Here is a 21,911-nt window from a genome sequence, read left to right on the forward strand (position 1 = left end):
ATCAATAGGGCAAGCCGACATAGTTTTCGGCCAGTGCGGTCGAGGCCGCCTTTGAATGCACGAGATAGTCGAGCTCGGCCTCCTGGATGCGCTGGCCGAACTCGCCGGTCTCGGGAAAGCGGTGCAGGATCGTCGTCATCCACCAGGAGAAGCGCACCGCTTTCCAGACGCGCGCCAGCGCCGTGGCTGAGTAGACGTCGAGCCCGGCTTCGGATTTGTCGGAATAGAATTCGCGAAGCCCGGCAAAGAGATAGCGCACGTCGCTGGCAGCGAGGTTGAGGCCCTTGGCGCCTGTCGGCGGCACGATATGGGCGGCGTCGCCGACCAGGAACAGCCGGCCGAAGCGCATCGGCTCGGCGACGAAGGAGCGCAGCGGCGCGATCGATTTCTCGAAGGACGGCCCGGTGGTCACGGCGGCGGCCGTCTGCGGCGGCAGGCGACGCCTGAGCTCGTCCCAGAAGCGATCGTCCGACCAGGCCTCGACGCGCTCATCGGCGGGAACCTGCACATAGTAGCGGCTGCGGCGCGGCGAGCGCATCGAGCACAGCGCGAAGCCGCGCTCGTGATTGGCGTAGATCAGCTCATGATCGGCCGGCGGCACTTCCGCCAGCACGCCCAGCCAACCGAACGGATATTGCCGCTCGAAAGTATTCAGCGCGCCCTCCGGCACCGAGTGGCGGCTGACGCCATGATAACCGTCGCAGCCGGCGATGAAGTCGCAGTCGATGCGATGGCTGACGCCATCCTTGTCGTAGGTGATGAAGGGCGATGCACCGCCAAAATCATGCGGCGCGACATTCTCTGCCTCGTACACGGTGACGAGCCCTGCCGCCTCGCGCTTGTCCATCAGATCATGCGTCACCTCGGTCTGTCCGTAGACCGTGACATGCTTGCCGCTGGTGAGTGCCGTGAGATTGATGCGATGCAGGCGTCCGTCGAAAGCTAGCGAGATGCCGGAATGCTCAAGGCCTTCAGCATGCAGCCTGTCGGCGGCGCCCGCCTCGCCGAGCAGGTCGACCGTACCTTGCTCGAGCACGCCGGCGCGCACGCGGCCAAGCACATGCTCGCGGCTCGATCGTTCGAGGATGACCGTCTCGACACCGATGCTGGCGAGCAACTGGCCAAGCAGGAGCCCGGAAGGTCCCGACCCAATGATAGCGACCTGGATGCGCATCAGTGGCCGAGGCTTTTGATCTGCGCGGCAAGCTCGGCCGCAAGCCTGAGCGCGGCCGCCGTCGCCACCACCATCTGCGGCAGAATGAGCCACTCCAGCGTCCAGGCGGCACCCGAGCGCTCCTGCTCGTGCACCAGCGCCTGGTGCATGCCCGATAGTTGGACAGCATTGAAGCGCGCAAGCGCCACCAGCGCTTCCGATTTCACCGGGTTCTGCTTATGCGGCATGGCCGACGAGCCCCCGCCGCCGGAGAGCTTGATGTCCGTCCCAGCCTGCGCCATCAGCGCGATGTCCTGCCCGAACTTACCGAGGCTGCCTGTAACGAGCGAAAGCCAACCGGCGAACTCGGCAAGCGCGTCGCGCTGGCTGTGCCATTGCGGCGCATCGCCAAGGCCGAGTCTGGCAGCAAGCGCCGCACGCACGGCCAGCGCTTTGTCGCCGAGCTTTTCGAGCGTGCCGGCGGCGCCGCCGAACTGCACCACGAGCAGCCGGCCGGATTGTTCCTTCAAGCGCTGCTGGTGACGCTCTAGCGGCGCGCGCCAGGAAGCGATCCGGTCCGCCACCGTGATCGGGATTGCCGGCTGCATGCGCGTCATCGCCATCAGCGCCCTGCCCCCGAACTCCTCTTCGAGCCCGGTGAACCGCACGATGTTTTCGCTGAGCAGCAGCCCGATATGGTCGACCGCCTGGCGCAGCCGCAGCACCAGCGAGGTGTCGATGACGTCCTGGCTGGTCGCGCCGAAATGAACGAACGCGCCATGCTGCTCGCCAATGGCGGCCCTGAGCTGGCGCACCAGTTCCGGCACCACGATGCCATCTTTGGCGACGCCGGCGCGCAGCTTTGCGGTGTCCGGCCGGAACGCGGCCAGCGCCTTGACGATCGCCGCCTCGGCATCGCGTGGGATCACGCCGCATTCGGCCTCCGCCTCGGCCAGTGCCCGCTCGCAGGCGAGCATCGCTTCGATGTCAGCTTCCAGAGCGAAATGCTGTGCGGTCACCTCATCGCCGAACAAGGCGGAAAGCAGCGGATGATCGAAGGGCGATACGGTCATGAGCGGTCCGGTCAGCTGTCAAAGAAGACCGTCTCCTTCTCGCCTTGCAGGTGGACATCGAACACGAAAACGTCGCCCTGGCGCTCGGCGATCAGCGTCGGCACCCGAACGCGATGCTCGATGCGGGCGAGGATCGGATCCTCGGCATTCGCCTTGTCCTCGTCGGAGAAATAGAGCCGCGTGTTGAGGCCGATATTGATGCCGCGCGCCACGATCCACAGGCTGATATGCGGCGCCATCAGCCGGCCGTCGCGGAATGGCACCCGGCCGGGCTTGATCGTCTGGAACAGGCAGATGCCGGTTTCCATGTCGGTCGGCTGGCGGCCCCAGCCCAAAAAATTCGGATCGGCCTCACCGCGCATTTCGGCAGGCGAATTGTAGAGACCATTGGCATCCGCCTGCCAGATCTCGATCAGCGCGTCCTTGAGCGGCGTGCCGGTGCCGTCGAGCACGCGGATGCACAGGTCGATGCGCTCGCCCTTGGTCTGGTCGTTGACCATGGTCGAGCCGAGATCGCTTTCGTAGACGCCGCCAATGCCGCAGAAATTGGGCGTCAGCCCGATATGCACATAGGGCCCCGCGGTCTGCGATGGGCTCTCCTTCAGCCGGTCGAGCGCCTGCGCCATCAATTGCCCTCCGGCCTGTTCTCGAACAGCGTCGAGCGCCGCCCGCGCAGCACGATGTCGAACTTGTAGGCGAGCGCGTCCATCGGGATGGTCGACTGCATGTCGAGCGCGGCAATCAGCACTTCGACGGCTTTCTTGTCAGCAATGCCGCCGACGATCGGGCAGCGCCAGATCAGCGGATCGCCCTCGAAATACATCTGCGTGATCAGCCGCTGCGCGAAGCCGTGGCCGAACACGGAAAAGTGGACATGCGCCGGTCGCCAGTCGTTCGGTCCGTTTGGCCATGGATAAGGGCCGGGCCTGACCGTCCGAAAAGCATAGCCGCCGTCCTCGCCGGTAATAGTGCGGCCGCAGCCGCCGAAATTCGCATCGAGCGGCGCGAGATAGCCATCCTTCTTGTGGCGATAGCGGCCGCCGGCATTGGCCTGCCAGAATTCCAGCAGCACGCCGGGCACGCCCCTGCCCCGTTCGTCGAGCACCCGTCCATGAACAATGATGCGCTCGCCGATGGCGCTCTCGCCGGGTCTGGCGAAATTGTGAATCAGGTCGTTGTCGAACTCGCCCAGCATGGCATGTCCGAACACCGGGCCGGTAAGTTCCGACAGCGTGTTGTCGAAGGCGACCAGCGCCTTCTGCGGCGAGCGCAGTACCGAGCTCTTATAGTTTGGCGTGAATGCCGGCGGATGCCATTGGCGGTCGCGCTGGAGGAAGGCGCCGGTCTCCGGCGTCCGGTTGGAGTCGGGCTCAGGCACGGGCGTCGTCCATCTGCGCGAACACCTCTTTGGCGATCTTGAAGGCGCGGTTGGCAGCCGGCACTCCGGCATAGATGGCGACATGCAGGAAGGCTTCGCAGATATCGTCGCGCGAGGCGCCCGTATTGGCGGTGGCGCGCACATGCATGGCCACTTCCTCGTCATGGCCCAGCGCCGCCAACAGCGCCAGCGTGACGATCGAGCGCTCGCGCTTCGACAGGCCGGGGCGCGCCCATACCGTTCCCCAAGCCGCCTCGGTGATCAGTTGCTGGAACGGCCGGTCGAAATCGGTCGCGTTGGCCTCGGCGCGGTCGACATGCGCTTCGCCAAGCACGGAGCGGCGCACCTCGAGCCCGGTCCGGTATCGGCTGGTATTCTTTGAGTCGTCATCCATCGGCATGCTTTCCCTCCGACAACGAGGCAACGAAGTCGCGGATCAGGGCGGCGAGCGCGTCGGGCCGCTCCATGCAGGGAATGTGCGCGGCACCGCGGATCACTTCGAAGCGTGCGCCGGGAATAAGGTCGGCAAGCGCGCGGACGAGATCGGGCGGCGTCGAGCCGTCCTGGTCGCCGACGATGCAGAGCGTCGGCACCGCGATACGGCGCGCGCTGTCGGTGAAATCGGCGTCGCGGACCGCGATGCATGTGCCGATGTAACCAGGCAGCGCCTGCCTGGTCAGCATGTTGCGGCAGCCGGCAAGCTCGGCGGCGCGATTGGCATGGAAATCCGGCGTGAACCACACCTTCATGATGCCGTCGGCAATCGCCTCGATGCCGTCGCGCTCGACCGTCGCGATGCGGCTGTTCCAGCTTTCGGCGGTGCCTATTTTGTACGCGGTGTCGCTGAGGATCAGCGCCTCGACGAGCTCTGGCCGGCGGGCATAGAGCCCCTGTGCCACCATGCCGCCGACCGACAGGCCGTAGAGCACCACCTTGTCGAAACCGAAGTGATCGATAAGCGCGCCCAAATCATCGACATGATCGTCGATCGAACGCACGCCGTCGCCATTGTCGGAAAGCCCGTGACCACGCTTATCGTAGACCAGCATCGGCATTTCGCCGGCAAGCCGCGCGACAACGTCGTCCCATATCCGGAAGTCGGTGCCGAGCGAATTGATGAAGACGATCGGACGCGCGGCACCCGTCGCTTCGAAGGTGCGGTAGTGAAGCGTGACGCCGCCTATGCTGACGAATGGCACGATTTCAATCCTCCACGGCGACATTGCACCAGTTGGCGGTTCAAGAAAATGATATTTGGCCGCGTTTCATTCACTTCGCCGTTCTGGCATTACCGTTCTTCCGAGAGCCACGCATAGCAATGACTTCAAAGCGCAACGTCCTTTTCATCATGTGCGACCAGTTGCGGTTCGACTATCTGAGCTGCGCCGGGCACAAGAGCCTGCAGACGCCGAACATCGACCGGCTCGCCGGCCGCGGCGTGCGCTTCACCAATGCCTATGCGCAGTCGACGGTGTGCGGTCCCTCGCGCATGAGCGCCTACACCGGCCGCTATGTCCGCTCGCACGGCTCGACCCATAACGGCGTGCCGCTGAGGGTCGGCGAGCCGACGCTGGGCGACCATCTGCGCGAGGTCGGCGTGCGCTGCGCGCTCATAGGCAAGACGCATATGGCCGCCGACGAGGAAGGCATGGAGCGCCTCGGCATCGCCAGAGATTCAATCATCGGCGTGCGCGTCGCCGAATGCGGCTTCGAGCCGTTCGAGCGCGACGACGGCCTGCATCCCTCGACCAGCTACGATCCCGATCCGGGCTACGACACCTATCTGCGCGAGCATGGCTTCGACGCCGAAAATCCCTGGGAGCATTGGGCGAATTCGGGCGAAGGCGAGAACGGCGAGAACTTCAACGGCTGGCTGCTCGTCCATGCTGACAAGCCGGCACGCATACCGGAGGAGCATTCCGAGACGCCCTACATGACGCGCCGCGCCATGCGCTTCATCGAGGAGGCCGAAGCCAAGGACGAGGCCTGGTGCGCCCATCTTTCCTACATCAAGCCGCACTGGCCCTATATCGTGCCGGCGCCCTATCACGACATGTACGGCAAGGCGGACATCCAGCCGCCGATCCGCAGCGAGGCGGAGCGCGTCTCGCCAAATCCGATTTTCGAGGCTTTCCAGCAGGAGCGCTACTCGAAGAACTTCGCGCGCGACGAGGTCCGCGAGACGGTCATCCCTTGCTATATGGGCCTGATCAAGCAGATCGACGACCAGCTCGGCCATCTGTTCGACTTCATGGAAAAACGCGGCCTGTTCGAGAAGACGCTGATCGTGTTCACGTCGGACCACGGCGACTATCTCGGCGACCATTGGCTCGGCGAAAAATACCTGTTCCACGATGTCGCGGCGAAAGTGCCGATGATCGTCTACGATCCGCGCCCGGAGGCCGAAGCCACGCGCGGAACGACTTCGGACGCGCTGGTCGAGATGATCGACCTCGCGCCAACCTTCCTCGACTATTTGGGCGGCAAGGCCAAACCGCACATCCTCGAAGGCCGCTCGCTGCTGCCTTTGCTTTCCGGCGAACGGAAGAGCCTGCGCAACTTTGCTGTCAGCGAATACGACTACAGCGGCGATGCCGCGCGGTTGAAGCTCGCCATACCGGTGTCGGATTGCAAGCTCTACATGGTGACCGACGGCCGCTTCAAACTCGTCCATGGCGAGGGCGTGGAGCCGATGTTCTTCGATCTGCGCGACGATCCCGGCGAGTTGCGTGATCTCGGCCGGGAGCCTTCCGCCGCCGGCGACATCGAGCGGCTGCGGAAGATGCTGATGCGCTGGCTGGCGCTGCCCAACAACCGCATCACCGTATCAGACGACTGGCTGACCGAGATCGACGACAAGATCGGGCATTTCGATCCGATCATCGGCTCCGGCGTGCTCATCGGCTACTGGGACGAGGCCGAGCTTGCCGAGCAACAGGAGGCGCGCCGCCGCTGGCTGGCGCGCCAAGGCAGCAAGTAGGTCCTCACCTATCCGAGGGTCAGCCCCGCCTTGCGCGCTTCCTCGCGCAGAAAAGGCAGCCCGACCTCGATGACGTCGCGCGGGTCTTCCGCCACCGGCCGCCACACGGCGAGCCCGCCGGCGATGTCGACATCGACATGGTTCATGCTTTCCAGCGTGATCGCGCCCTCGTAGCCGATATCGGCGATCGCCTTCATGCAGGCCGCCCAGTTGAGCATGCCGCGCCCCGGCACGCCGCGATTGGCCTCCGACACATGCACATAGCCGAGGTACGGCGCTGCCGCATCGAAACCGGAAGCAAAGCTCTCTTCCTCGATATGCATGTGGTAGGTATCGAGGTGGATGAAGATGTTGTCGGCGCCGACGCGCTCGATGATGCGCGCCGCGTCGATGCCGCGGTTGATGAGATGCGTCTCGTAGCGGTTGCACGGCTCGATGCCGAGCTTCAGGCTGCGGGACTTCGCCGATTTCGCCGCGCGCTCGAGGAAGCGGCACATGCCGTCGATCTCCCTCTGGGTCGGCGCCCGGCCGGTGGTCTTGCCGATCGTGCCGTAGGTGACGCCGCCGAGCGCCTCGGCACCCACCTCGTTGCAGACCTTGAAGGCCGGTTGCAGGAAATCGAGCGCTTCCTCCGGCCGCTCGACCACGTCGAGCGCGCGCGGCAGGCCGAGCGACGGGATCAGCTGCACGCCATAATGGTTGGCGAAGCCGCGCGTGCGCTTGGTGTCGATCTCCTCGGGGCGCAGCAGCGGGATCTCCATCAGGCCGATGCCGAGTTCCTTCAGCCTATCCATCTGCGGCTCGATGCGGGCCAGGTCCCAGACCGGGGCGATGGCGAAAGTGTGCAGTCCAAAGGTATTCATAAGCTCAGCCTCGTTGTTCATGCGCCGCCGCGGCGGCCGTGTCGCCACCGCCGACGATGCGGCTGACGACTTCGTTCATATTGGTCCTGGCGGTGACGAGATCGGCATCGGCGCGGCCATGCCTCAGCACGACGATGCGGTCGGTGACCGACAGCACGTCATTCAGCCGGTGCGAGATCAGGATGACGGCGATGCCTTCCGATTTCAGACGCCGGATGAGATCGAGCACGCTCTGCACCTCGCGCACGGCGAGCGCCGCCGTCGGCTCGTCCATGATGACGAGCTTCGGATTGAAGGTGAGCGCGCGGGCGATCGCCACCGTCTGCTGCTGGCCGCCGGAGAAGGAGCCGACCGAGCGGTTGATCGACGGCAAGTGCGCGCCGAGTCGCTCGACCATCCGCGCCGCCTGACGATCCATCTCCGCTTTGTCGACGAAGCCCGGAAACAGGCCGAACAGCCTTTTCGTCGGCTCGCGGCCAAGGAAGATGTTCGACGCGACGTCCTGCTGCTTGGCCAAAGACAGATCCTGGTAGATCATCTCGATGCCGAGGCGGCGGCGCTGGCCGGGGTCGAGGGCGAGGATATCCTTGCCGTCGAACTCGATCGAGCCGGTGTCGGCGCGGTAGATGCCGGTGATGGTCTTCATCAGCGTCGATTTGCCGGCGCCATTGTCGCCGACCAGCCCGACCACCTCGCCGGCAGCGACCGACAGGTCGACGCCATGCAGTACGTCGACCGCGCCGAAGCTTTTGCGGATTTTGTGCAGCGAAAGCAGGGTCATACGCGCGACTCCTTCCGCACCTGGTACTGGTCGATAAACACCGCGAGGATCAGCACCGCGCCGATCGCCATCTGCTGGTAGTAGGACTGCACGGCAAGCAGCGTCAGCCCGTTCTGCAGCACGCCCATGATCAGCGCCCCGATCATCGTGCCGAGGATCGAGGCGCGGCCGCCGAACAGATTGGTGCCGCCGATTATTGCCGCCGTGATGGCGGTGAGCTCGTAATTGATGCCGGCGGTCGGATCACCGGCATTGACGCGGGCGGTGAAGAGCAAACCGGCAAGGCCGGCAAGCGCGCCGGAAAGCGTGTAGATGATGCGTCGGTGATTCTCGACGCGGATGCCGGCGGCGCGCGCGGCACCCTCGCTGTCGCCGAGCGCCAGCGTGTGGCGGCCGAAGCGCGTATAGGCGAGCACGCAATGCGCGACGATCGCGGTCAGCACGAAGATGATCACCGGCATCGGAATGCCGAGCGGCCTCCCTTGCCCGATATAGACGATCTCGGCCGGCAGGCCGTAGATCGCCCTGCCCTGCGAGATGACCAGCGCCAGCCCGCGCGCCAGGCCGAGCATGCCGAGCGTGACGATAAAGGCGGGCACAAAGGCGCGGGTGACCAGTTGTCCGTTGATATAGCCGGCGATGCTACCTGCCAGAATGCAGGCGATCACCGCGAAGATCGAGGGCCAGCCGAGATTGACGGCGACGAAGGCGCCCGCCACGCCGGCGAGGCCCATGACCGAGCCGAGCGAAAGGTCGAGCCCGCCCGAGCCGATGACGAAGGTGGCGGCGATCGCCAGCACGCCGATCGTCGAGGTCGCGAGCAGGATGTTGAGGAAATTGCTGACCGACAGGAAGAAGGGCGACAGCAACGCCATCGCAGTGCTCAGCAAGACAAGCACCAGCAGCGACTCCAGCCTGATGTGGAGCCTCTCGACGGATGCGCGCTGCACCCGAGCCCAGAAACCGGGCTGCGCCGTTTCGGAAGCCATGTTTTTCACCCTTTGGGTAGGGAGTAGGTCAGTAGGGGAGTAGGGGAATGAGGTGGCTCGGACCAAGTCGGACGAGCGCAAACCGTCGCTCCCCCTACTCCCCTACTGACCTACTCCCCTACTCCCTTCTTTTCCTACTTCACATATTGCAGCATCGGCTCCTTGCCCGCGTCGAACACGTCCTTGGTCAGCACCAGGGTGGGCACGGCGATGCTTTCCTCGACCTTCTCGCCGGCCAGCGCCTTCTTGACGTTCTCCACCGCCTGCTTGCCGACCAGATACGGAAGCTGGGCGACGGAGGCGTTGAGGCGGCCTTCCTTGATCGACTTGACTGCATCAACATTGCCGTCGACACCGATCATCGTCACCTGCTGGCCCTTGCCGGCCGCGTAGACCGCTTCCACGGCGCCCAGCGCCATGGTGTCATTGGCGGAGAAAATGGCGACGAGGTCAGGATGGGCGGTCAGCGTGTCGGTGGCGATCGAAGCCGCCTTGCCGCGGTCCCAGTCGCCGGGCAGCGAAGCAACGACCTCGAGCCCCGGTGCCAATTCCTTGAGCTTGTCGGCAAAGCCCTTGGCGCGCTTCTGACCAGTGATGTTGCCAGACAGGCCCTCGATCACCAGCACCGGCCCCTTGGCGTCCTTGCCAAGCTTGGAAACGAGATATTCGGCCCCTTGGGCGCCGGCGGCGACATTGTCGGAACCGATATGGAAGGTCACCTTGACGCCTTCCTTGTCGAGCACCGCCTGGTCGAGATTGTTGTCGAGGTCGACGATCTTCATGCCCGCGGCCTGCGCCGACTTCAGGCAAGGCAGCAGGTTGGTCGAGTTGATCGCGGCGGTGATCATCGCCACCGGCTTGCGTTCCAGCATCGTGTTGCAGAGGTTGAGCTGCGGCTCGGCCGCCTGGTCGCTTTCAGCCGCCTGCTGGAAATATTTCACGCCGGCTTCCTTGGCGCCGTCCGCGACGCCCTGGGCCATCGCGCCCCAGAACGGATTGGCCAGCGTCTTCATCAGCACGCCATATTCGCCGTCCTCGGCCTTGGCCACGCCAATGGCTGAAAATGCCAGCGCCACGCCCAAGGCCAGCGTAAATCGATTTATCTTGGTGAAAAACGATGTCATTCCTTCCTCCGTTGATCTTGTACGCCGGATGCCTCGGCCAGGGCCGGCGCCTTTGCTCCGTTTTCGACAATGGGGGCTATTGTCGGTCTCCTCCCCCGGAATGCGGGACGCTGCCTGGCGAGCCAACGGATTCCCGCATCAACACCTTGCAGGGTTCGAGCCGCGCCGTTGGCGGGCCGCCCTCGCCTTCGATCCTGCGAAACAGAACCTCCATCGCATTGCTGGCGATCTCGCGCACCGGCTGCACCACGGCGGCGATCGCCGGCCAGGTCACCTGCATCCATTCGGCGTCGTCGAAGCCGACCAGCGAGATGTCATTCGGGCAATGCCAGCCGCGCCGCCGGAATTCCGACAGCGCCACCAGCGTGCCCTTGAGGAACAGCGAATAGACCGCCGTCGGCCGGTCGCTGCCTGCTTCCCGCTTGCTGAAATAGTCGCGAAGCAGCGTCCGCAAAGGCTCGACGTCGCTTTCGCAAAGCACGACGTCGATGCGGATGTCTGGCGCGAGCTCGAGCGCGGTGTTGCGAAACCCTTCGAGACGGGCGCGCACCGTCGCCGCCTGCTGGCCGAGGCCGACGACGAGGATATGGCGATGGCCCTCGCCGACCAGCGCGCGCGCCACTTCAGCGCTTGCGGCCGCGCTGTCGGCCGAAACCGTATCGAAGGCATCGTCGGCAAGCACCCGGTCGATCAGCACGCCGGTCATGCCGTTCGCCTTCATGAAACCGGCGGCCGGCCCGTGCTCGTTGCGCACCGGCGCCAGCACCACGCCGGCGACGCGCCAGTCATGCATACGGGCAAGGATCTCCTTCTCGCGCGCTTCCGATTCACGGCTGGAGGCGGCGACCAGCGTATAGCCGCGCTGCTCGGCCAGACCTTCGAGCTCGCTGACCATCTGGCCGAAGAACTCACTTTCGAATTCGGGCATGATCGCGCCGATGATGCGGCGCTTGGCCCGCCGCATGTCGGAGGCTAAAGGATCGACGCGATAGCCGAGCAGTTCGACCGCATCGAAAACGCGTTGTGCGTTTTCCGGCTTCACCGTGGTGACGCCGGCCAACACCTTGGAGACGGTGGCTGCCGACACGCCGGCATGGCTTGCCACGTCGTGGATCGACGGACGTCGCTGCCGGCCTTCCTGTTGCGCCATCAATCTCCTCCCGAGGGCAGCCGGCTGGCCTCCCTCTCATCAATGTAACCGATAAATCGATTTTTCTCTGTTGTAAATCGTTTCATCGGGAGTAAAAAACGCATATGTGATTGACGCGATCCAATCGCGCCGGGAGGAAACATCATGTCCAACAAAGCCTCGCCGCTGGTGATCAGCGCGCCCGAACCGCGCACGCTCGACCTGATCTTCACGCCGCCGCAGCTGGCGCTGTTTCGCAAAAAATATCGCATCGTCGAGACAACGCCCGAAGGCGTGGCGAAGTTGCCACCGGATGTGCTGGCCGAAGCGCGCTACATCGTCGGCCAGCCGCCGATCACGCCGGAAACGCTGGAGAAATTGAAGGCGCTGCGCTGCGTCTTCAATGTCGAGACCAACCTCATCAACAACATGCCCTATGAGACGCTGTTTGCCCGCGGCATCCACGTCGTCACCACCGGCCTGGTGTTCGCCGAGCCGGTCGCCGAGCTGGGCCTTGCCATGGCGCTCAACCTGGCGCGCGACATCGTCGATGCCGACCTCGCCTTCCGGCACGGCAAGGAACTGTGGGGCGGCGACGGCAACCAGACCGCCCGCCTTCTTTCCGGCGCCGATGTCGGTATCATCGGCTTCGGCGATCTCGGCCGCGCGCTCAATCGCCTGCTGACCGGCTTCCGCACCCGCACCAGGGTCTATGATCCCTGGCTGCCGCCTTCCGTGCTCACCGAACATGGCGTCGAGCCGGCCTCGCTCGACAAGGTGCTCTCGGAAAGCGATTTCGTCTTCGTCGTCGCTTCGGTGACCAGCGAGAACCAGGGTTTTCTGGGCGCGGACGCCTTTGCCAAAATGCGAAAAGGCGCCGCCTTCATCCTGCTCAGCCGCGCCGGTGTCGTCGATTTCCCGGCGCTGATGACGGCGGTGAAGAGCGGCCATATCGTTGCCGCCAGCGACGTTTTCCCGGAAGAACCGCTGGCCAAGGATCATCCCGTCCGTTCCCTCCCCGGCTTCCTGCGCTCGGCCCACCGCGCTGGCGCGCTTGACGTCGCCTTCAAACGCATGGGCGACATGGTGCTGGAGGACATGGACCTCGTCAACCGCGGCTTGCCGCCGATACGCTCCAAACGCGCCGAGCGCGAGACCGTTTCGCGGATGCGCTCCAAGCCTGTCGACAGGAACTGAGCCGGTAATCCGGCTTCAGGTCGAGAGTGCTGCCCTCATCGGTTAAGTGTTGGGCCTGTCATCAATGCGCATGATCCTGGCAGTGATCGTGGCCGGCATGGTTTTCCTTGCGGACAACGCCGTCGCGGCTGTCCCTGATCGCGGAGATGTGCTCTGGACCTATCCCGCAACAGCCGCCAACGATGGTCGCTCCCTCGCCGACCCACCGGCTGACCCATTTCAGGTAGTTCGGCGGATCGAGGTCCGCCCGGATCTGCGATATGCCGGCATAGGGCTCGTCCGAAGGCGGTTCCGGCACGAAGGCATTGGCGTAGACGCCAAGCCCGGTCGACGGATTGGCGGAAGCGTCGATTACCTGGCGGGCGGCAAGAATAGCCTCGCTCATCACTTCCGGCTGGCTGCAATTGAACAGGATCGCGCTTGCTCCTGCGTAAAGCGTCACCGCTACCGCATCGGTCACCGCTTCGCCCGAGCGCAGTTCCGGCGGGCCGGTGCGGCCATCCTCGTCCTTCAACGTGTAGGACACGAAGATTGGCAATCCGCTGCCCCGAACCGCATCGAGTGCAGTCAGCGCCTCGATGGTCGAACTTTGCGTCTCGATCAGCCAGACATCGATATGCGGCGCCAGTCCCGCAACCAGGCTTTCCAGGATGCCAGGCGCCTTGTCGGCGATGAAATTGGCCGGCCGGTAGCTCTCGAAAAGCGGCGGCAGGGAACCGGCGACCAGAACCTTGCGTGGCGACTTGTCCGCGACCTCCCGCGCTATGCGCCCTGCCCGGTCCGCCAGCACACGGCCTTCGGTTTTAAAGCGATGCTCGCCGATCATATGCGGCACCAGGCCATAGGAATTCGTGGTGATGATCTCGGCGCCGCTCTCCACGTAAGCCGCATGAGCCCGGGCCACGAAGTCCGGCGCTTCGATCAGGGACAGCGCCGACCATTCGGGTAGCCGGAACGGCGCCCCGAGGCGTTCGAGCAGACGCCCCATGCCGCCGTCCAGGACGGAGAAATTTTTTCGCTGGTCAGTCATGGTTTCTCCGTCAAGAGCGCGAGGATGCGTAGCCGCGGCCGAAGGTGCGTTCAAGTCGGTGCTGCACTAGCTCGAGGCCGATCGAAAGCACCCAATAAATCATCGCCGCGGTCAGCAGCATTTCCATATAGTGATAGGTGGAGCGCCCGTAGGACTGGGCGAGGAAGTTCAGTTCCCACAAGCCCATGATCGACACCAGCGAGGAATCCTTCAGCATCGAGATGAACTGGGCGCCGGCCGGCGGTATGATGAAGCGCATGGCCTGGGGCGCCACGATCTTCCAGGCGATCACCCTTCCCGACAGCCCGAGCGCCATGGCCGCCTCCCGTTGCCCGTTCGGCACTGAGGAAATTCCCGCTCTGATCGTTTCCGCCAGGTAGGCGCCGTAGTTGAGCGACAGGGCAAGGATCCCCGAGGTCAGGCCCGACAGGATTATGCCGAACTGCGGCAAAGCCAGATAGATCAGCAGCACTTGCACGAGAAGCGGCGTGCCGCGGAAAAAGGAAGCGTAGAAGGTCGCCACCCCGAAGGCCACGGGATTGGGCGACAGGCGGCCGAGCGCCGTCAGCACGGCCAGCAGCAGCGCGAGCACCATCGAGGCGACGGTTATCAGCAACGTCAGCATCACCCCTTGCAGAAAGCCGTCGGGCGACAGGTGCAAGCCCAGCATGAACGGAAGCTTGCTGCCGATGAGGCCGAAGTCGAGGCCGAAATGGTAGAGGGCCAGGCCAAGCAGGGCAAACAGCGAGGCCCAGGTCAGCCAGACCTTGACCCTGAAATCGCCCAGGCCGGCGGCCGGCACCGCCCGCGCCGCCTCTGCTCCGCCGGTTACCGCAGCGGCGCCGGTCTCAGTTGGCATATTTGGTGATGTCCACGCCGAACCACTTCTGGGATATCTTGGCGAGCGATCCATCGGCCTTGAGTTCCGTGATCACCCGCTTCACCTCGGCGTCCCATTCCGAATCGCCCTTGTCGGTGACGACGGCGTTCGGCTCGGCAAAGAGCGGCTCGCCCACCTGCTTCAGTTTCCCCGTGGCGTCGATCTGGCCCTTCGCCGTCCCCAGCGACGCCACGATGGCATCGAGGCGCACGCCGGGACCAAGGGCAAGGTTCTGGAAGTTGACGGTTTCGTCGCCGGGAACCGCCTGGACGTCCTTGAAGGGGAATTCGATTGCAGGCTGGCCCGGAATCGCGAAATTGCGGTTCACATAGGCCTCGTAGGAAGAGCCTGTGCCGACCCCAACGCGCTTGCCGGAGATATCGGCGACCGACTTGATCTTCTCTTCGTCCTTGTTGACGACGAGCACCGCCGGAACGCTATAGTAGATCGCCGGAAAATTCACGACCTTGGCGCGCTCCTCGGTCGGGGTCGCGGAGGAAATCGCGACGTCCCAGCGACCCGCCCATTTGCCGCCGATGATGGTTTCCCAGCCCGGCGTCTCCAGCTTGAGCTTCACGCCGAGCTTCTCTGCGACGGCTTTCGCGACATCCACGTCAAAACCGTCGAGCTCGTTCTTGTCGTTGATGAAGCCGAAAGGGGGATAGTCGTTGACCAGCGCATCGACAACGACGCCATCCTTGCGGACACGGTCGAGCGTCTCGCCCGCCAGAACGGCCGAGATCGAAAAACCTGCGATGAGGATCCCGAGCGGCAGTGCATATCCAAATTTGCGCATTGTCCCCACTTCTCCTTGGTTGGGTCGAAAAGCCGTCGCGCGACGGCCGAGAATTGGGTGATATGCGCTTGGCAAACCCATCAAAAGCATGGATTTTCCAGATATTTAGAGGATTCTGAAAAAACCGGCCAGGCCTGCCGTAAGCCAAAGCTCGACCGAGGGCCGTCAGTGCGACCGGCTTTCCGCCAGACCTCCGATGGGTTTGAAGCAGGTCAAGAACGACCGGGAAGGATTCAGAATCTCTCCGGGTCCGTTCGATGGGATTATCGCCAACTCAAAACCCGCAATTCTAGGCAATGAGAGTGCTGCGGTCCGCCTGTTCAGCATCACTGAAATTCGCCTCGAGCCAGGCGATCGCGCTTGCGACATCGGCGATGGCGAAGCGTGCCGCGGTTTCGCCCTGCGGCTTCACGCGGATCGAAATCCCGCCCGCGGCATTGACGGTCTCAAAACCGTTTTCGTCGGAAGTGTCGTCGCCGAGGAATACCGGACGCCTGCCGGTGAACGGATCGAGCTGCATGAAGCGCCGGATCGCCGCGCCCTTGGCCGCTTCGAGCGGCATCAGCTCGACGCCGGCATTGCCGGCAATCAAGCGGTAGCCTTTCGGCAGCCGGGCAAGTGCCGCCTCGACCATCTCGGTCGCGCGGACCAGCAAATGCGGCGCGGCCCTTGTATGAATGGCGAGCACCGGGCCCTTGCGCTCGACATAGACGGCCTTGCTTGCCAGCTCCAGCTCGATTTCGTCGGCAAGTGCCGCCATGTCCGCCGGTTCGTCGGCGGCCTCGATCTGCCCGTCCGGCGTCAGCCTGTGCTCCAGCCCGTAGAGGCCGGCGATCCGCAGCTTCAAGGGATCAAACAGGTGATCGACGGCGGCGATCGAGCGGCCGGTGATGAAGGCGAGCGCGCCATCCAACCGGCTTTCGATTGTCTCCAACAGCTGGCGAAGGTCGTCGCTGACCGAAACGCTGTCCGGATGGGCGGCGTGCTCCAGCAGGGTGCCGTCAATGTCTAGGAAGAGCGCCCACCGGCCGTCGGCAAGGCGCGGCGCCAAATCTGTCTGGATATTCATCGGTACCCGGCTGCCTGTCTGCGTTCGAATATGGAGACGACATTGTCGCCGTTGGTGTTCGCGGGCCGTTCGGATAATGCGGTGACGCGGTCGAGCTCGCCGCGCTTCCTCAGCCGCGCCGCGTCGAGCAGCATGCTGCCGGCCCAGCGATAGACATTGTTGTCGCGAACGATTTCGCGCATGCGCCGCATGCGCTCGCGCTGTTCGTCCGGCCCCATGATCAGCGCCTGCAGCATGACCTCGCTCATCATCGCCGCGTCGTAAGGATTGACGATCAGCGCCTCCAGCAGCTCGCGCGACGCGCCGGCGAAGGTGCTGAGCAAGAGCACGCCTTGCTCGTCGTCGCGCGCGGAGACGAACTCCTTTGCAACCAGGTTCATGCCGTCGTGCAGGCTGGTGACGAGGCAGATGTCCGCGGCGCGATAGAGTTCATAGACTGCGGCCTGCGGGTGATGCTCGGCCACCAGCACGACAGGGCGGTAATTCTCGTTGCCATAGCGCTCGTTGAGCTCGTCGGCCAAACGCAGGCATTCCTCATGCAGATGTTTGTAGGCCGGCAACGAGCCTCGGCTGGGCGCGGCGATCTGCAGGAATACCACCTTGCCGATCATTTCGGGGTGACGAATGAACAGCTCCTCCAGCGCGTGGAAGCGGTCGAGGATGCCTTTGGTGTAGTCGAGGCGTTCGACGCCGACGCACAGCTTGGCATCGGCTGGAATGCCGAACCGCTCGCGGACGTGTTGTCGGGATTCCTCGATCGAAGGCAGGGCCTTCAAAAGCTCGACCGGCCACTCGATCGAGATCGGATAGGCGTGCACCAGCGTCACCTGGCCGCCATAGGAGACGGCGGCATCGGCACGCTCGATGCGGCTCTCCATGAAGCGGTCGACGCTTTCGGTGAAGTTGTTGGCGTGGAACTGCGTATGGAAGCCGATGATCGAGCTGCCGAGCAGGCCATCGAGGATGCGCTCGCGCCAAGGGCAGATGCTGAACACCTCCGAATTCGGCCACGGGATGTGCCAGAAGGTGATGACGATCGCCTCTGGCAGCCGCTCGCGGATCATGCGCGGCAAAAGCGCGAAGTGGTAATCCTGAACGAGCACGATCGGCCGCTCGTTGCGCGCCTCCGCGACCACCGTATCGGCGAATTTGCGGTTGACCGCCTCGTAGGCGTCCCAGTCGGAATCGCGGAAGGTCGGTCGCGTGAAGGCGATATGGCAGAGCGGCCACAGACCCTCATTGGCGAAGCCGAGATAGTAGCCCTGATATTGCTCGTCGGTCAGCCAGACCCGGCGCAGCGTGTAGGAGGGATTGCGGGGCGGCACCTGCACCCGGTCGTCCGCGTCGACCACGGTATGGTCGGCGCTGCCGCCGCCATAGGCGATCCATGTGCCGGCGCAAGCGCGCGTGATCGGCTCCAGTGCCGAGACCAGTCCGCTCGCCGGCACGACGAGTTCGACATCGCCGTTTTTGTCCTCGTTATGGATGTAGGGCTCGCGGTTGGAAACAACGATGACCTGCGCATCGGGCAGATCCTCTGTGAGGATCTTGCGCAGCGTCTCCGGCGACCAGGTGACGAGGGCGGCGTCGACCGACTGTCCGTTCTTCTCGAATTCGCGCAACACCTTGCGCGCGGTTTCCGAGGCAACGTCGTCGCCCGAAGCAGGCATGCCCGCCGCGCTCTGATGCTGACTGCGGTGCCGGAATATTGAAACAAAGATCGCGAGAGCGGAAAGTCCGAGACTTGCTAGAATGAGGACCCACAAGAGGTCGACGTCATATTGTGTCATTGAATGCCAGGCTGCCTCCGGATGTCCGCTATTTTGTTTTTCGTTCTTGCCGGCTGCGGACCGGAAGGCCGGTTCGAGTTTGCAAACGCACAAACCGGCCATCGGTTCCGACATTTTCCGATTGTTGAACGCGTGGTTGCAGAACTCTGCTCAAGTGCAATTCCAGGAACGGGATGCAGCGGCTTTCTGCCCGGAACTGCATAAAAACAAATAGTTAGATAGCTTACCAATCCTGCTGCTCTAAGTCCGCACAATCAGCGGCACCATGCCCTCGTGCCGGTCCGAAAGGAAGGCAACGACCCTGTCGCCGACCCGCTGGAAGGTGAGGTCGACCGATTTGTCGCCGACGGTCAGGTGCCGGAGCATGAGGGTGTCGATACCGATCGGCAGCCTTGGGCGGGTGACGTGCAACTCGCCTTCCCAGCCATCGATTTCCAGGCCGAGGCAGGCCTGCATCAGCATGAAGGTGGAGCCTGCCGACCAGGCCTGCGGCAGGCAGGCGACCGGATAGGCGATCGGCGCCTCGCCCGGCGCCCGGGTGAAGCCGCAGAACAATTCAGGCAACCGCATGTTGAAATGCACGGCGGACTCGAAAGTGCCGCTCATCAGCCGCACCACGCTGTCGCGCTCGCCATAGCGCGCCAGGCCTACGCCGCAGAGCGCGGTGTCGTGCGGCCAGATCGAGCCGTTGTGATATGACATCGGGTTGAAGAAGATCGCGTCGTCGGCGAGCGTCCTCAGCCCCCAGCCGGAATGGAAGGAGGCCGACTGCAATTGCTCGGCGACGATCTTGGCGCGCTCCGGCTGCGGCAGCCCGACATAAAGCAGATGCCCGGCGTTTGACGTTCGCACCTTGCAAGGCTGGCCTTCGCCGTCGATGGCCAAAGCGTAGAAGTTGAGATCCTCCATCCAGAAGTCGCGCTCGACGGCCAGTCGCATTTCTTCGGCGCGGTTTTCCCAATGCTCGGCATCGGCGAACTCGCCACGGCGGCGCGCCAGCGCGGCAAGGCCCCGGTAGGCGGCGAAGACATAGCCCTGCACCTCGACCAGGGCGATCGGCCCTTTCGGAATCCGTCCATCGGCGTGGAAGACAGAGTCGATACTGTCCTTCCAGCCCTGGTTGGCGAGGCCTGACTCGGCCGCGCGCTGATAGGTGACGAAGCCCGTCGCCCGGCTGGCCTCTTCCGTCCATTCGGCCGCCGCTTTGAGCGACGGCCAGAGCGTGTCGAGAAAGGCCATGTCGCCGGTGCGGTCGGCATAGGCGCAGGCGAGATGAATGTAGAGCGGGGTGGTGTCGACACCGCCATAATAGCGGCCGAAGGGAAGCTCCCGCAGCGCCGCCATCTCGCCCTTGCGTGTCTCGTGCATGATCTTGCCCGGCTGGGAATCGATGAAGGGCGACGTCTCCGTCGCCTGGTGTTCGGCAAGAAACGCCAGCACGCCGCGCGCCAGGCCCGGATTGAGCCACAGCATCTGCAGCCCGGAGATCACGCCGTCGCGGCCGAAGGCCGTCGAGAACCAGGGGATGCCCGCGTAGGGATAGGGCCCGGTCGGCAGCTCGGTGGTGAGCAGGGCGACATCGGCGCGCGCGCGCTCGACCCAATCGTTGAAGACACGGCCGGAACTGCGCATCGTGGCGCCATGCCGGCGCTTGGCCCGCATGCCGAAACGCGCGCGGGCGGCGGCGGCCCGGAAGCGGTCGCGGTCGGGTGTGTCGGCGATCTCCGGACCGACTTCGACATAAAGCACCTTGCTGCTGCGCTTGGTGACCGCGACCAGGAAGTCGGCGCGATTGTCGCTCAGCTGGTCAGGCGTCTGCGAGAAGGAGATCGCCGACAGGCGCGGCAAGCCGTCGAGGCCGTCATAGCCGAGCAGCACCGATGCCTTGTCGGTCCTGGCGACATGGACCGTTCCGCGCTTCGGCCGCGTCGTGCCGCGCACCTCGAACATGTCGCGGAAATCGGCGGCGAAATGCAACGAGACGGTGATGGTGGAATGCTCGCGGCTGTAGTTGGAGAGCGTGATGCGCTCGAACAGCCTATCCTGCCAGATCAGCCTGACACGTTCGATGTGGATCGCGCCTTGCGGGATATCGCGGCCGGCGGCACTGTGGATCGGCAGATTGGTCAGGTTGCTGATGAACAGCACATTGTCCTGGCTGAGCGAGGCGCCGAGCAACGACATCTGCCTGCCACCGATGGTCAGCCGGAATTCGGACAGCACACGCGTATCGTCGCGGAAGAAACCGTCGCCGGCGCCCCTGATGTCGCCATAGGCGTCCGTGACGGCAAAACAGTCGCCCTGCTTGAGCGCGAACAGCCGGTGTGGCTCCCGCGGCGCCGTTTCGTCGAGCGAGGCAAGAGCCACCGCGGGATCGAGCTTGCGCTCGTCGAGCTCCATCATTCGTCACCTCTCGTTTGTCCCGCCCGTAAGACAATGCCGATCAGGAGGCTCTCGCCTCCCGGATGCCGATCAGCCGCATATAGGCGGCTTGATAGTCGCGCGCCATCCTGGCGACAGAAAAACGCTTTTCGAAGACTGCCCTCACCTGCCTCCGGTCAAGCTTCAGAAGCGCGGGCACCGCCGCGACCGCATCGTCAACCGTATCGACGACAAAGCCTGTCACGCCCCGATCGATGATCTCCGGCAAGGCACCGCAGTTCCAGGCGATCACCGGCGTGCCGCAAGCCATGGCCTCGACCGGAGCGAGCCCGAACGGCTCCGGCCAGTCGATGGGAAACAGGAGGCCCGCGGCCTTCCCGAGAAACTCGGCCTTCTCGTCCTCCGCGATCTCGCCAACATAGTCGACGCGGTCGCCGTCGATGAGCGCCTCGATCTCGTCGTGAAAGTAGGCGCGGTCGTCGTCGCCGATCTTGGCCGCCAGCTTCAGCTTCAATCCAGAACGCCGCGCGATCTCGATCGCCCGATCCGGCCGCTTGTCGCGCGACAGGCGCCCGAGGAAGGCGAGGTAAGGCTCCTCGGACGACGGGCCATATATGGGCGGATAGGCGTCGACCGGTATCCCGTGATGGATCGTCGCCAGCCAGTTGGCGTCGGGCAATCCTCGCTTCTGGCTGTGCGAGATGGAGATCATCGGAAAGCGCGGGAAGCGCTTGTAGGCCGGCGCCAGGTCGACATAGTCGAGCCTGCCATGCGGCGTCGTCACCGTTCGTCCCGCGATGTGCTCGAAGAACGGAAAATGCACGAAATGGCTGAGATGGAAATGGATGACATCGAACTCGCCGGCCCGCTCGCGCACATCGCAGAGCATCGCCAGATGCGCCGCGATCTCCGACTTCTTCGGCCGCGGGTCGAGACGGATCGCCTGGTCGCGGCCGGGCACCAGCCGCGCCGAGGTCGCGCTGTCACCGCTCGCGAACAGCGTCACATCGTGCCCCAGTTCCACCAGCGCTTCGGTGAGATAGGAGACGATGCGCTCGGTGCCGCCATAAAATCTCGGGGGGACGGATTCATAGAGCGGCGCGACATGGGCAATGCGCATGGATTCCCTCAAACTGTTGACGGGAACCAAAATGCGTGAGCCGCGAGATCGTTCCTCTCGATCGGCTGCAGGCGGCAGGCCGACCCGCTGCGACAGGCGATCGACGTGCTCGAAATGGCGCTCGACCCTGAGACCATGATGCTCGGCGCGGCCGCCCTGCCGGTCTCATCGGAGACC

The 21,911-nt window shown here is 64.2% G+C and carries 20 protein-coding genes; 2 read left to right on the forward strand and 18 right to left on the reverse strand.

Annotation, left to right across the window (positions count from 1 at the left end; translation table 11 throughout):
* Position 1: 1 nt before the first annotated feature.
* Genes pobA through pcaD form a run of 6 tightly spaced genes read right to left on the reverse strand, consistent with a single transcriptional unit; the run spans position 2 to position 4,803 of the window.
* The gene (gene pobA / locus AC4FWB_RS07790) at positions 2 to 1,174 is read right to left on the reverse strand and encodes a 4-hydroxybenzoate 3-monooxygenase (RefSeq protein WP_491025367.1); all 1,173 of its coding nucleotides are present in this window, start codon (positions 1,172 to 1,174) and stop codon (positions 2 to 4) included.
* Positions 1,174 to 2,226 carry a 3-carboxy-cis,cis-muconate cycloisomerase gene (locus AC4FWB_RS07795; RefSeq protein WP_491025368.1) on the reverse strand — a complete coding sequence of 351 codons (1,053 nt, stop codon included), beginning with the start codon at positions 2,224 to 2,226 and terminating at the stop codon, positions 1,174 to 1,176. Before AC4FWB_RS07795 ends, pobA begins: the two co-directional genes overlap by 1 nt.
* Before the next feature lie 11 nt (positions 2,227 to 2,237).
* Complete coding sequence (gene pcaG / locus AC4FWB_RS07800) at positions 2,238 to 2,852, reverse strand: protocatechuate 3,4-dioxygenase subunit alpha (protein ID WP_491025369.1); 615 nt, start codon at positions 2,850 to 2,852, stop codon at positions 2,238 to 2,240.
* Complete coding sequence (gene pcaH, locus AC4FWB_RS07805; protein WP_491025370.1) at positions 2,852 to 3,604, reverse strand: protocatechuate 3,4-dioxygenase subunit beta; 753 nt, start codon at positions 3,602 to 3,604, stop codon at positions 2,852 to 2,854. The genes pcaG and pcaH overlap by 1 nt, the downstream gene beginning before the upstream one ends.
* Positions 3,597 to 3,998 carry a 4-carboxymuconolactone decarboxylase gene (gene pcaC, locus AC4FWB_RS07810; protein ID WP_491025371.1) on the reverse strand — a complete coding sequence of 134 codons (402 nt, stop codon included), beginning with the start codon at positions 3,996 to 3,998 and terminating at the stop codon, positions 3,597 to 3,599. Before pcaC ends, pcaH begins: the two co-directional genes overlap by 8 nt.
* Positions 3,991 to 4,803 carry a 3-oxoadipate enol-lactonase gene (gene pcaD, locus AC4FWB_RS07815; protein ID WP_491025372.1) on the reverse strand — a complete coding sequence of 271 codons (813 nt, stop codon included), beginning with the start codon at positions 4,801 to 4,803 and terminating at the stop codon, positions 3,991 to 3,993. The genes pcaC and pcaD overlap by 8 nt, the downstream gene beginning before the upstream one ends.
* Positions 4,804 to 4,922: 119 nt before the next feature.
* On the opposite strand from pcaD, the gene AC4FWB_RS07820 reads away from it, so the two are divergent.
* Positions 4,923 to 6,584 (forward strand): sulfatase-like hydrolase/transferase, encoded by a 1,662-nt coding sequence (locus tag AC4FWB_RS07820; protein WP_491025373.1) that lies wholly within the window; start codon positions 4,923 to 4,925, stop codon positions 6,582 to 6,584.
* Between the two features lie 8 nt (positions 6,585 to 6,592).
* On the opposite strand, the gene AC4FWB_RS07825 is transcribed toward AC4FWB_RS07820, so the two are convergent.
* The 5 genes from AC4FWB_RS07825 to AC4FWB_RS07845 all read right to left on the reverse strand — a co-directional run bounded on the left by AC4FWB_RS07825 (position 6,593) and on the right by AC4FWB_RS07845 (position 11,491).
* The gene (locus AC4FWB_RS07825; protein WP_491025374.1) at positions 6,593 to 7,447 is read right to left on the reverse strand and encodes a sugar phosphate isomerase/epimerase family protein; all 855 of its coding nucleotides are present in this window, start codon (positions 7,445 to 7,447) and stop codon (positions 6,593 to 6,595) included.
* 4 nt (positions 7,448 to 7,451) lie between these two features.
* Positions 7,452 to 8,228, reverse strand: a complete 777-nt coding sequence (locus AC4FWB_RS07830; protein ID WP_491025375.1) for an ATP-binding cassette domain-containing protein — start codon at positions 8,226 to 8,228, stop codon at positions 7,452 to 7,454.
* Complete coding sequence (locus AC4FWB_RS07835) at positions 8,225 to 9,217, reverse strand: ABC transporter permease (RefSeq protein WP_491025376.1); 993 nt, start codon at positions 9,215 to 9,217, stop codon at positions 8,225 to 8,227. Before AC4FWB_RS07835 ends, AC4FWB_RS07830 begins: the two co-directional genes overlap by 4 nt.
* 134 nt (positions 9,218 to 9,351) lie before the next feature.
* A complete protein-coding gene (locus tag AC4FWB_RS07840; RefSeq protein ID WP_491025377.1) occupies positions 9,352 to 10,341 on the reverse strand; it encodes a sugar ABC transporter substrate-binding protein in 990 nt (329 codons plus the stop codon).
* A gap of 76 nt (positions 10,342 to 10,417) precedes the next feature.
* Positions 10,418 to 11,491 (reverse strand): LacI family DNA-binding transcriptional regulator, encoded by a 1,074-nt coding sequence (locus AC4FWB_RS07845; RefSeq protein ID WP_491025378.1) that lies wholly within the window; start codon positions 11,489 to 11,491, stop codon positions 10,418 to 10,420.
* Between the two features lie 144 nt (positions 11,492 to 11,635).
* Between AC4FWB_RS07845 and AC4FWB_RS07850 the strand changes: the two genes are divergently transcribed.
* Entirely contained in the window at positions 11,636 to 12,667 is a 1,032-nt protein-coding gene (locus tag AC4FWB_RS07850) for a hydroxyacid dehydrogenase (RefSeq protein WP_491025379.1), read from the forward strand.
* Positions 12,668 to 12,728: 61 nt separating this feature from the next.
* On the opposite strand, the gene AC4FWB_RS07855 is transcribed toward AC4FWB_RS07850, so the two are convergent.
* The 7 genes from AC4FWB_RS07855 to AC4FWB_RS07885 all read right to left on the reverse strand — a co-directional run bounded on the left by AC4FWB_RS07855 (position 12,729) and on the right by AC4FWB_RS07885 (position 21,734).
* On the reverse strand, positions 12,729 to 13,697 hold the full coding sequence (locus AC4FWB_RS07855) for a homocysteine S-methyltransferase family protein (RefSeq protein ID WP_491025380.1): 969 nt from the start codon (positions 13,695 to 13,697) through the stop codon (positions 12,729 to 12,731).
* Positions 13,698 to 13,707: 10 nt separating this feature from the next.
* Positions 13,708 to 14,556 (reverse strand): amino acid ABC transporter permease, encoded by an 849-nt coding sequence (locus AC4FWB_RS07860; protein WP_491025381.1) that lies wholly within the window; start codon positions 14,554 to 14,556, stop codon positions 13,708 to 13,710.
* Positions 14,546 to 15,373 (reverse strand): transporter substrate-binding domain-containing protein, encoded by an 828-nt coding sequence (locus AC4FWB_RS07865; protein WP_491025382.1) that lies wholly within the window; start codon positions 15,371 to 15,373, stop codon positions 14,546 to 14,548. The genes AC4FWB_RS07860 and AC4FWB_RS07865 overlap by 11 nt, the downstream gene beginning before the upstream one ends.
* A 289-nt stretch (positions 15,374 to 15,662) precedes the next feature.
* Positions 15,663 to 16,442: a trehalose-phosphatase gene (gene otsB, locus AC4FWB_RS07870; RefSeq protein WP_491025383.1), complete on the reverse strand. Its 780-nt coding sequence runs from the start codon at positions 16,440 to 16,442 to the stop codon at positions 15,663 to 15,665.
* Complete coding sequence (locus tag AC4FWB_RS07875; protein ID WP_491025384.1) at positions 16,439 to 18,232, reverse strand: alpha,alpha-trehalose-phosphate synthase (UDP-forming); 1,794 nt, start codon at positions 18,230 to 18,232, stop codon at positions 16,439 to 16,441. The genes otsB and AC4FWB_RS07875 overlap by 4 nt, the downstream gene beginning before the upstream one ends.
* 240 nt (positions 18,233 to 18,472) lie before the next feature.
* Positions 18,473 to 20,635, reverse strand: coding sequence for an amylo-alpha-1,6-glucosidase (locus AC4FWB_RS07880; RefSeq protein WP_491025385.1), 2,163 nt, complete (start codon positions 20,633 to 20,635; stop codon positions 18,473 to 18,475).
* 40 nt (positions 20,636 to 20,675) lie between these two features.
* Positions 20,676 to 21,734 (reverse strand): glycosyltransferase family 4 protein, encoded by a 1,059-nt coding sequence (locus AC4FWB_RS07885; protein ID WP_491025386.1) that lies wholly within the window; start codon positions 21,732 to 21,734, stop codon positions 20,676 to 20,678.
* Positions 21,735 to 21,911: the final 177 nt, after the last annotated feature.

The sequence above is a fragment of the Mesorhizobium sp. LEGMi-168a genome, from assembly GCF_058312955.1.